The sequence below is a fragment of the Actinomycetota bacterium genome (genome assembly GCA_036280995.1).
Taxonomy (GTDB): Bacteria; Actinomycetota; CALGFH01; order CALGFH01; family CALGFH01; genus CALGFH01.
Map to the genome: position 1 here is coordinate 1 of DASUPQ010000451.1, position 10,177 is coordinate 10,177.

The following is a 10,177-nucleotide window of genomic DNA, read 5'->3' on the forward strand; positions in this document are numbered from 1 at the left end:
GGAGCGGGCGAACTTCGAGTTCTTCCTCGCCCTGCCCGACCCCGACCGCTCGGCCGTCCGGATCGACGTCAAGGGCTCGCAACTCTTCCGCCCCCTGTTCGAGTTCTCCGGCGCCTGCGCCGGCTGCGGCGAGACGCCGTACCTGAAGCTCCTCACCCAGGTCGTGGGCGACCGGCTGCTCGTGGCCAACGCCACCGGCTGCTCGTCGATCTACGGCGGCAACCTGCCGACCACCCCGTGGACGGCCGACGCCGCCGGGCGGGGACCGGCCTGGGCCAACTCGCTGTTCGAGGACAACGCCGAGTTCGGCCTCGGCATCCGCTTGGCCGCCGACCGGCAGGCGGCCCGGGCCCGCCAGCTGGTCGAGCGGCTGGCGCCGGCGGTGGGGGAGGACCTCGCCCGGGCCATCCTGGCCGCCGACCAGCACGGCGAGGCCGAGGTCGCCGCCCAGCGCCAGCGGGTGGCCGAGCTGCGCCGCCGGCTCGCCGGCGTGGACGGGGCGGCGGCGCGCGAGCTCGAGGGCCTGGCCGGGGAGCTCGTCCGGCGCAGCGTCTGGATCGTCGGCGGGGACGGCTGGGCCTACGACATCGGCTCGGCCGGGGTGGACGCGGTCCTGGCCTCCGGCCAGGACGTGAACCTGCTGGTGCTGGACACCGAGGTCTACTCCAACACCGGAGGGCAGGCGTCCAAGGCTACACCGCGGGGCGCGGTGGCCAAGTTCGCCGCCCGCGGCAAGCAGACCACCAAGAAGGACCTGGGCATGCTGGCCATGGCCTACGGCAACGTCTATGTGGCCCACGTGGCCGTCGGGGCCAGCGACATGCAGACCGTCAAGGCCCTGCTGGAGGCCGAGGCCTGGCCCGGCCCGTCGCTGGTGATCGCCTATTCGACCTGCATCGCCCACGGGTTCGACATGACCGGGTCGATGAGCCACATGCGCGAGGCCGTGCGGTCGGGCCACTGGCCGCTGTACCGCTACCACCCTGAGGCGGAGCGCCCGTTCCATCTCGACTCCAAGCCGCCGACGGTGCCGCTGCGGGAGTTCGCGGGCAGCGAGGCCCGCTTCGCCATGCTGGCCCGCACCGCCCCCGAGGAGTTCGAGCGGCTGATGGACCTGGCCGAGGCGGACGCCCGCGAGCGCTGGCGCTACTACGAGCAGCTCGCCGGCCTGTCCCGCACCGCCCCCCATCTGCCCCCGCGGCCGGTCACCCCAGCCGGCACCGGGCCGACCACTGAGGAGGCGCCGTGACCGTCGACCTGCGCACCACCTATCTGGGGCTGGAGCTGCGGAGCCCGCTGGTCGCCTCGCCCTCGCCGCTGACCGGGGAGCTGGACGGGCTGCGGCGGCTGGAGGCGGCCGGGGTCGGGGCGGTGGTGCTGCCCTCGCTGTTCGAGGAGCAGCTCACCCACGACCAGCTGGAGCTGGACCGGCTGCTGGAGTCGACCTCGGACCACACCGGCGAGGCCCTCTCCTACTTCCCCGACCTCCAGGACTACAACACCGGGCCCTGGACCTACCTGGACCACATCGCGCAGGCCAAGCGGGCGGTGAGCGTCCCGGTGATCGCCAGCCTCAACGGCATCACCCCGGGCGGCTGGGTCGGGCACGCCAAGCGGATGCGCGACGCCGGCGCCGACGCCCTGGAGCTGAACCTCTACACGGTGGCCACCGACCCGCGGGTCGGCGCGGCCGAGCTGGAGGCCCGCTACCTGGACCTGATCGCCGACGTGCGGGCGGCGGTGTCGGTTCCGCTGGCCGTCAAGCTGAGCCCGTTCTTCACCGCCCTGGCCAACTTCGCCGTGCGGGTCGACGAGGCCGGGGCCGACGGGCTGGTCCTGTTCAACCGCTTCTACCAGCCCGACCTGGACCTGGACAGCCGCGACGTGGTGCCGCGGCTGGTGCTGTCGAACTCCGAGGAGCTGCGCCTGCCCCTGCGCTGGATCGCCATCCTGTTCGGCCGGGTCGGGATCTCGCTGGCCGCCACCACCGGGGTCCACACCGGCCTGGACGCGGCCAAGGTCCTGCTGGCCGGGGCGAACGTGGCCATGATGACCTCGGCCCTGCTGCGCCACGGGCCCGAGCGTCTTCAGACGGTGGAGGCGGAGCTGCGGACCGTCATGGCCGAGCATGACCTCGACTCGGTGGCCCAGCTCCGCGGGAGCATGAGCCATGCCTCCATGCCCGACCCGGCCGGGTTCGAGCGGGCCAACTACATGCGCACCCTCATGTCCTGGTCGAGCCGGGCCGAGGTCAGCCCCGGCCAGGCGGCCGGCGACGAACCGGCACCCCCGGCGGGCCGGGCGGCCCGCTAGGAGCGGGACCTTCGGCCGTAGGTGCGGCCAGGGCCGTGGGCTGATGCTGGGTCCAAGGCCGGTGCAGCAGCACCGCCGTCGAAGGAGAGGACCCATGGTCACCTGCCCACGGTGCGGAAACGACGCCGACTACCTCGCCGATGACACCTTCGTCCTGATCCGCTGTGAGTTCTGCGGCGACGACATCGACGCCACCGACCTCGTCCCGGCGGATGACGCCCTGGTCGCCTGAGGAGGACGGCATGCGCACCTGCGACGTGATGAGCACTCCGGTGGTGACCGTGTCGCCGGACGCTCCCCTCAAGGACGTGGCCGCGACCCTGGTCGAGCATGGGATCAACGCCGTGCCGGTGGTCGATGCCAGCGACCGGCTCATCGGGATCGTGTCCGAGGCCGACCTGCTGTCGCTGGAGACCGGGCTCGGCCGAGGCCCCGCCCCGGCTGGGCCCCGCACGGCCGGCGAGGTGATGCGCCAGTCGGTCTACACCCTCACCGGCGACACCGCCGCCACCGCCGCCGCCCGGCTCATGCTGCGCCACCGCCTCAAGTCCGTCCCGGTGGTGGCCGGGGAACGGGTGGTCGGCATGGTCGCCCGGCGCGACCTGATCCGCCTGATCGCCCGCAGCGACGACGACATCCAGGCCGACCTCGACCGCCGGCTCAAGGAGGAGATCCAGGCGCTCCAGCGGCTGGCCGTGGGCGTCGCCGGCGGGGTCGTCACCATCGACGCTGCCGCCAGCCCGCTCGCCCGCCGGCTCCTCGAGGGACTCGCTCGTGACATCCCCGGCGTGGTCGAGGTGCGCACCACCCAGCGGGGAGCCGATGGCGCCGAGCCACCCAGGGGCACCGATGGTGACCGGTGACGAGCTGAAGGCGCGGCGGCACGCCCGCGAGATCGTCGCCGACATGCGCTGGTGCGGCATGACCGTGCCACCGCTGCATGTCCGCATGGCCAACGAGTTCCAGGACCTGGTGCGCAGCGGCGACTACGCCGCCTGGGTCGCGGCGAACCAGACGCCCGCCCTGCTCAGCCGAAGATCCTATCCACGCTGATCGTCCGAGGTGCTGCTGGCCGTGTTCATGGGATCGATCCTGGTGGTGTGGGCCGTCATGTTGATGGACCACGCGGCGTCCTCCCCGGCGCCGGCCACCGGACCCGGCTGGGGTACCGGTAGGCGCCGCTACGTGGCGAGGGCGATATCGAGCACGCCCTCGCCGCATCCTGTCTCTCGGGCCGCCCGAAGCCAGGCCACCACAGGAGTCGATGGTCCCTGGCCGTGCCGGACATTCGACCCTACGGGGGACCGTGGACGGCAGGGAGACTGAGCGCGACACGGCTGCTCGGCAAGGAGGAAGCACACGATGGCAGCGCCAACCCTTCCAGCGCGTCAGCTCACCACCTCCCCACCTCGATCAGGGCCGGCAGCGACCACATCCATGGCGGCGCAGCACCGGTCCAGGAACTCCAAGGTCGCGGGGGTCCTGCTCTCGCTCGCCGGCACCGCGATCCTGATGGGGTTCATCACCGCCGAAGCGCTGTACCCCGGCGTCTACACCACCCACACCAACACGGTCAGCCACCTCGGCGCGTCCGAGCCACCCAACAGCGTCGTCCTGCAGCCCTCGGCGGCCATCTTCGACATCACCATGCTGGTCGCCGGAGCCATGATCCTGGCCGGGGCCTGGTTCGCCTACCGGGCGCTGGGGCGCAAGGCGGTGTTGATCCCCACCGCGCTCCTCGGCGTCGGCACACTCGGCGTCGGCGTCTTCCCCCTGACCCACCCGGCCCCGCACACCCTGTTCGCCTTCACCGCCTTCCTGGCCGGCGGCATCGCCGTCGTCCTGTCGTCCCGCGTGACCACGGCCCCGTTCCGCCATCTCTGGACGACCCTCGGAGCGATCGCCCTCGGCGCGACCGTGCTCGCCCTGGACGCGTTCCGCAGCTGGGCCCCGATGGTTGAGCTCGGCGAGGGCGGCCTCGAGCGGTGGATCGTGTACCCGATCGTCCTGTGGCTGGTGGCCTTCGGCAGCTACCTGCTGGCGATTGCCAACCCGACCGACACCAGGAACCCAGCCGGCACGGGAGGTTGACGATGCACATCCTCGACGGCTACGACGCCGTCTTCATCGGCGGGGCGCTGTACGCGGGCCGCTGGCACCGCGATGCACGACGGTTCGTCAAGCGCCACCCCGGCGCATTGCGCGAGCGGCCGGTGTGGCTGTTCAGCAGCGGCCCACTGGACGGCTCGGCGATCGAGGCCATTCCGCCGGTACCGCAGGTGCAGGAGCTGCCCACGCGGATCGGCGCCCGCGGCCATGTCACCCTCGGTGGCCGCCTCCCCGCCGATGCCAAGGGATTCCCGGCCAGCGCGATGGCCAAGACCCACGCCGAGGTCGCAATGGAGCCGATGTCGCTTGACCTTGCCGGGCGGTTGCATGCCTAATCGACGTCAGGAGAACCGGAGCAAGCCAACTCCAAGGGGAAGCGCCGTGGCCGTAGCCACCGCCATGCCGCCGGCGCCGAGTGACGACAAGCGCTGGCGGATTGTCGAGACGCGCATGCGGCGGTTGGGGCAGCGGCCCGACGCCCTCATCGAGGTACTGCACGCAGCGCAGGAGGCGTTCGGTTATCTCGACACCCAGACCATGGAGTTCGTCGCGAGAAGCCTGGGGGTGCCGCTCAGCAAGGTCTACGGGGTCGCCACCTTCTACTCGCTTTTCACCCTCAAACCGCAGGGCGAGCACGCCTGCGTCGTGTGCACCGGTACGGCCTGCTACATCAACGGGGCCGGCGGGATCGTCGTCGCCATCGGTCGCGGGCTCGGCGTCCGGCCGGGGGAGACCACCACCGACGGCAAGCTGTCGCTGCTGACGGCCCGCTGCCTGGGCTCCTGCAGCCTGGCCCCGGCGATGATCCTGGACGGCGAGGTCCGCGGGAAGCTGACCGCCGAGGTGGTCGTGGCCGAATTGGAGGCGCTGTGACCAAGAACGCCGGAAGCGACCGGCCGGCGCGCCCGCCGCGCCGCCGCCGGGCGCGGGCGCCGGTCCTCCAAGGCCCGGCCCGGGCGTCGGCCCATGTCTGCCAGGCTGCCAGCTGCCTGTCCGCCTCCTCCGACCAGATCTTCGACGCCCTGGCCGAGCAGGTCACCGAGGCCGGGCTGACCGATGTGGCCGTCAAGCGGGTCGGCTGCCTGGGCCTGTGTGCCGCCGGCCCCCTGGTCGAGGTCCCCGAGACCGGCCGGCTGTTCGACCGCGTCCGCCCTGACGACCTGGGTGGCCTGGTCGAGGAGCTGCAGGCCGTCAGCCCCGGGACGACCCCGCCGCCGTCGCCGCCGTTCTTCGCCCGCCAGGTCCGGGTGGCCACCGAGAACTCCGGGCGGGTCGACCCCGAGGACCTGGACGACTACCGGGCCCGCGGCGGCTACCGGGCGCTGGAGACGGCGCTGCACTCGATGACCCCGGCCGAGGTGATCGACCAGGTCGTCCGCAGCGGCCTCCGGGGGCGCGGCGGGGCCGGCTACCCGACCGGGCTGAAGTGGACCACGGTGGCCAAGGCCGCCGGCGGGCAGAAGTACGTGATCTGCAACGCCGACGAGGGGGACCCGGGGGCGTTCATGGACCGCAGCGTGCTCGAGAGCGACCCGCATCGGGTGCTGGAGGGCATGGCCATCGCCGGCTACGCCGTGGGGGCCAGCCGCGGGTATGTCTACTGCCGGGCCGAGTACCCGCTGGCCGTGGCCCGCCTCAAGACGGCCATCCGCCTGGCCGGACGGGCCGGGCTGCTGGGCGCCGACATCGCCGACACTCCCTTTGCGTTCCAGGTGGAGCTGCGTCTTGGCGCGGGCGCGTTCGTCTGCGGCGAGGAGACGGCCCTGATCGCCTCGGTCCAAGGTGGGCGGGGTATGCCCCGGCCCCGGCCGCCGTACCCGGCCGTCTCCGGGCTGTGGCGAAGCCCGACGCTGATCAACAACGTCGAGACGTTCGCCAACATCGCCCCCATCGTCCGCAACGGCGGGGACTGGTACGCCGGCATCGGCACGGAGACCAGCAAGGGCACCAAGGTGTTTGCCCTGGCCGGCCGGGTGGTCAACACCGGCCTGGTCGAGGTCCCCATGGGGATCACCCTGCGCGAGATCGTCTATGACATCGGTGGCGGGATCCTGGACGGCCGCCCGTTCAAGGCCGTCCAGACCGGCGGTCCCTCGGGGGGCTGCATCCCCGCGCAGTACCTGGACATGCCGGTCGACTACGAGTCGCTGAAGGAGGTCGGCTCGATCATGGGGTCGGGCGGCATGATCGTGATGGACGACACCGCCTGCATGGTGGACGTGGCCCGCTACTTCATGGACTTCTGCCGCGAGGAGTCCTGCGGCAAGTGCATCCCCTGCCGGGTCGGCACCACCCAGCTCCACACCCTGCTGCAACGCATCTGCGAAGGCGACGCCACTCTGGACGACCTGGAGCAGTTGGAGCGGCTGTCGGACATGGTCAAGCAGACCAGCCTGTGTGGCCTGGGCCAGAGCGCCCCCAACCCGGTGTTCTCGACCCTGCGCTACTTCCGCGAGGAGTACCTGGCCCACGTCCAGGACCGGACCTGCCCGGCCGGGGTCTGCCCGGTCGCCAACCGGGAGGAGGTGCTCGGTTGAGCGTCTACACCCTGCGGATCGACGGCACCGACGTGGCCGGCGCCGCCGGCCAATCGATCCTGGACGTGGCCGCCGAGAACAGCATCGAGATCCCGACCCTGTGCCACCTGGAGGGCCTCAGCGACGTCGGCGCCTGCCGCCTGTGCGTCGTCGAAGTCGGCGCCTCCGGCAAGCTCCTGCCGGCCTGTGTCACCGCGGTCGAGGAGGGCATGGAGGTGACCGCCCACTCCGAGCGGCTGGCCGCCTACCGCCGGACGATCGTCGAGATGCTGTTCGTGGAGCGCAACCACATCTGCTCGGTGTGCGTCGCCAACAACCACTGCGAGCTCCAAGATCTGGCCGCCACCCTCGGCCTCACCCACTTCGAGCTGCCCGCGGTCAACCCGCGGGTTGGGATCGACGCCAGCCACCCACTGTTCGCCATCGACCACAACCGCTGCGTGATGTGCACCCGCTGCGTGCGGGTGTGCGACGAGATCGAGGGCGCCCACACCTGGGACGTCATGGGCCGCGGCATCGACGCCCGGGTGGTCACCGACCTCGGCACTCCTTGGGGGGAGTCGCCCACCTGCACCAGCTGCGGCAAGTGCGTCCAGGTCTGCCCGACCGGGGCGCTGTTCGAGAAGGGCCGCTCGGTGGCCGAGGGGGCCAAGACCCGCCGGCCCTTCCTTCCCTACCTCAAGCGCCGAGGGGAGGCCCTGGAATGAGCAGGCCGCGGCTGGCCACCGTCTGGCTGGACGGCTGCTCCGGCTGTCACATGTCGTTCCTGGACATGGACGAGCGGCTGCTGGAGCTGGGCCAGCGGGCCGACCTGGTCTACAGCCCCCTGGTCGACACCAAGGACTACCCCGAGGGCGTCGACGTCTGCCTGGTCGAGGGCGCCGTCTCCAGCGACGAGGACCTGGCCAAGATCAGGGCCATCCGCCAGCGCACCCGGATCCTGGTGTCGTTCGGTGACTGCGCCGTCACCTCCAACGTCCCCGGCATGCGCAACCCCATCGGCCCCCAGCCGCTGCTGGAGCGGGCGTATCTGGAGAACGCCACCGACAACCCCCAGCTCCCGTCCCAGGTCGTGCCCCGGCTGCTGGAGCAGTCCCTGCCCGTCCACCGGGTCGTCAAGGTCGACGTCTTCCTGCCCGGCTGCCCCCCCTCGGCCGACCTCATCTGGTTCACCGTCAACGAGCTGCTGGAGGGGCGGATGCCGGACACCGCGCACATCGCCCGCTTCGGCGCCTGACCTGGAGGCCGGCCGTGGCCCGCGAGATCGTCATCGACCCCGTGACCCGCATCGAGGGGCACGCCAAGATCACCATCCAGCTCGACGACGCCGGCCGGGTCGCCGACGCCCACTTCCACGTCACCCAGTTCCGCGGCTTCGAGCGCATCTGCCAGGGGCGGCCGGTGCACGAGCTGCCGTCGATCATGGCCCGCATCTGCGGCATCTGCCCGGTCAGCCACCTGATCGCCTCGGCCAAGGCCTGCGATCAGATCCTGGCCACCGAGCCGCCCCCGACCGCCGTCGACCTGCGCCGGATCATGAACCTGGCCCAGGTCGTCCAGTCGCACGCCCTCAGCTTCTTCCACCTCTCCTCGCCTGACCTGCTCTTCGGGTTCGACGCCGAGGCCGGCGGCCGCCACCTGTTCGGGGTGCTCGGCGCCAATCCCCAGCTGGCCCGCGACGGCGTCGGGCTGCGCCGCTTCGGCCAGCAGGTGATCGAGTCGCTGGGGGGCAAGCGGATCCACCCGGCCTGGGTGGTGCCAGGCGGGGTCGACGCGCCACTGCAGGGCGAGACCCGCGACCAGATCCTGGCCGCCCTGCCCGAGGCCCGCGCCGCCACCGAGCGGGCGCTGGGCTGGTACAAGACGTCGGTGCGGCGGTTCGCCGAGGAGGCGGCCCGCTTCGGCGACTTCCCGTCGGCGTTCATGGGCCTGGTCGGCCCCGACGGCGCCGTCGAGCACTACGACGGCGCCCTCCGGGTGGTCGGCGACGACGGGGCGCTGCTGGCCGAGCGGGCCGACCCGCGGCCCTACTGGGAATACCTGGGCGAGGCGGTCGAGCCCTGGTCGTACCTCAAGTCGGCCTACTGGAAGGACCTCGGCTACCCCGAAGGCGTCTACCGGGTGGGCCCACTGGCCCGGCTCAACGTCGCCGACAAGCTGGGTACCCCGCGGGCGGATGAGGAACTGGAGGAGTTCCGCGCCCGTCTTGGCCGTACCCCCGGCAGTTCGTTCCACTACCACCAGGCTCGGCTGATCGAGATCCTGGGCTGCCTTGAGCGGCTGGAGACCCTGCTCCGCGACCCCGGCATCTGCTCGCCCCGGGTGCGCTCCACGGCCGGCATCAACCGCGAGGAGGGCATCGGCATCGCCGAGGCGCCCCGAGGCACGCTGCTGCACCACTACCGGGTCGACCGTGACGGCATCGTCCAGTGGGCCAATCTGGTCATCGCCACCGGCCACAACAACCTGGCCATGAACCAGAGCGTCGCCCAGGTGGCCCGCCACTACGTCAAGGCTGACCGGCTCACGGAGCCCATGCTCAACCGCGTCGAGGCCGTCATCCGCTGCTACGACCCATGCCTGAGCTGCTCCACCCACGCCATCGGGCAGATGCCCCTGCACCTGCAACTGCTCGCCCCCGACGGCGCCGTGCTCGACGAGCGCAAGCGGTGACCGACGCCGGCGTCCTGGTCGTCGGCTACGGCAACTCCCTGCGCGGCGACGACGGCATCGGCTGGCACGCCGCCAGACTGCTGGCCAGCGACCCGCGTCTTGCCGGCGCCCGGGTCCTGGCCCAGCACCAGCTCGTCCCGGAACTGGCGGTCGAGGTCAGCCGGGCGGCGCTGGTCGTGCTGGTCGACGCGGCCGCTGACGGTGACCCGGGCGCGGTCTTGGTCCGGCGGGTCCAGCCACGCCGGACCGACCCCGCCACCTGGTCCCATCACCTCGACCCCGAGTCCCTGGCCGGGCTGGCCAAGGACCTCTATGGCGCAGTGCCTCCGATCGTGCTGGTGAGCGTGGCCGCCGGGTCGTTCACCGGAGGCGACCGCCTCTCCGGTGCCCTGGAGCGGGCGCTGCCCGAGGTCGTCGAGGCGGTCGCCGACATCGTCAGTGGCCAGTATCGGGCCTGAGACGGGCCTCGGCGCCGGGTCGGGTCAGGGGTTCTGGTTCAGGCCTGCGCCGCGGCCGGGCGGGGAGGTGGGGCGGGGGCGGCGTTT

Annotated in this window: 13 protein-coding genes; all 13 read left to right on the top strand. The window is 72.0% G+C overall.

All coding sequences use genetic code 11. The features are described from left to right. On the top strand, nucleotides 1–1,249 hold a 1,249-nt coding region (locus VF468_14960; GenBank protein HEX5879593.1), incomplete at its 5' end, for a thiamine pyrophosphate-dependent enzyme. Further along, entirely contained in the window at nucleotides 1,246–2,313 is a 1,068-nt protein-coding gene (locus VF468_14965; GenBank protein HEX5879594.1) for a dihydroorotate dehydrogenase-like protein, read from the top strand. The genes VF468_14960 and VF468_14965, both read left to right, overlap by 4 nt. A 94-nt stretch (nucleotides 2,314–2,407) precedes the next feature. Then, nucleotides 2,408–2,545 (top strand): hypothetical protein, encoded by a 138-nt coding sequence (locus VF468_14970; GenBank protein HEX5879595.1) that lies wholly within the window; start codon nucleotides 2,408–2,410, stop codon nucleotides 2,543–2,545. Nucleotides 2,546–2,555: 10 nt separating this feature from the next. After that, nucleotides 2,556–3,176: a CBS domain-containing protein gene (locus tag VF468_14975; protein HEX5879596.1), complete on the top strand. Its 621-nt coding sequence runs from the start codon at nucleotides 2,556–2,558 to the stop codon at nucleotides 3,174–3,176. Beyond that, the gene (locus VF468_14980; protein ID HEX5879597.1) at nucleotides 3,163–3,366 is read left to right on the top strand and encodes a hypothetical protein; all 204 of its coding nucleotides are present in this window, start codon (nucleotides 3,163–3,165) and stop codon (nucleotides 3,364–3,366) included. The genes VF468_14975 and VF468_14980 overlap by 14 nt, the downstream gene beginning before the upstream one ends. A 384-nt stretch (nucleotides 3,367–3,750) precedes the next feature. Beyond that, nucleotides 3,751–4,404, top strand: coding sequence for a DUF998 domain-containing protein (locus VF468_14985; GenBank protein ID HEX5879598.1), 654 nt, complete (start codon nucleotides 3,751–3,753; stop codon nucleotides 4,402–4,404). Nucleotides 4,405–4,406: 2 nt separating this feature from the next. Further along, nucleotides 4,407–4,757: a flavodoxin domain-containing protein gene (locus VF468_14990; protein HEX5879599.1), complete on the top strand. Its 351-nt coding sequence runs from the start codon at nucleotides 4,407–4,409 to the stop codon at nucleotides 4,755–4,757. A 46-nt stretch (nucleotides 4,758–4,803) separates the two neighbouring features. Next, entirely contained in the window at nucleotides 4,804–5,295 is a 492-nt protein-coding gene (hoxE, locus tag VF468_14995) for a bidirectional hydrogenase complex protein HoxE (protein HEX5879600.1), read from the top strand. Further along, complete coding sequence (locus tag VF468_15000) at nucleotides 5,292–6,959, top strand: NuoF family protein (protein HEX5879601.1); 1,668 nt, start codon at nucleotides 5,292–5,294, stop codon at nucleotides 6,957–6,959. Before hoxE ends, VF468_15000 begins: the two co-directional genes overlap by 4 nt. Next, the gene (gene hoxU / locus VF468_15005; protein ID HEX5879602.1) at nucleotides 6,956–7,666 is read left to right on the top strand and encodes a bidirectional hydrogenase complex protein HoxU; all 711 of its coding nucleotides are present in this window, start codon (nucleotides 6,956–6,958) and stop codon (nucleotides 7,664–7,666) included. The genes VF468_15000 and hoxU overlap by 4 nt, the downstream gene beginning before the upstream one ends. Further along, nucleotides 7,663–8,196 carry an NADP oxidoreductase gene (locus tag VF468_15010; protein HEX5879603.1) on the top strand — a complete coding sequence of 178 codons (534 nt, stop codon included), beginning with the start codon at nucleotides 7,663–7,665 and terminating at the stop codon, nucleotides 8,194–8,196. The genes hoxU and VF468_15010 overlap by 4 nt, the downstream gene beginning before the upstream one ends. A gap of 14 nt (nucleotides 8,197–8,210) precedes the next feature. Beyond that, complete coding sequence (locus VF468_15015) at nucleotides 8,211–9,632, top strand: Ni/Fe hydrogenase subunit alpha (GenBank protein ID HEX5879604.1); 1,422 nt, start codon at nucleotides 8,211–8,213, stop codon at nucleotides 9,630–9,632. Beyond that, nucleotides 9,629–10,090, top strand: coding sequence for a hydrogenase maturation protease (locus tag VF468_15020; protein ID HEX5879605.1), 462 nt, complete (start codon nucleotides 9,629–9,631; stop codon nucleotides 10,088–10,090). The genes VF468_15015 and VF468_15020 overlap by 4 nt, the downstream gene beginning before the upstream one ends. Nucleotides 10,091–10,177 lie beyond the last annotated feature (87 nt).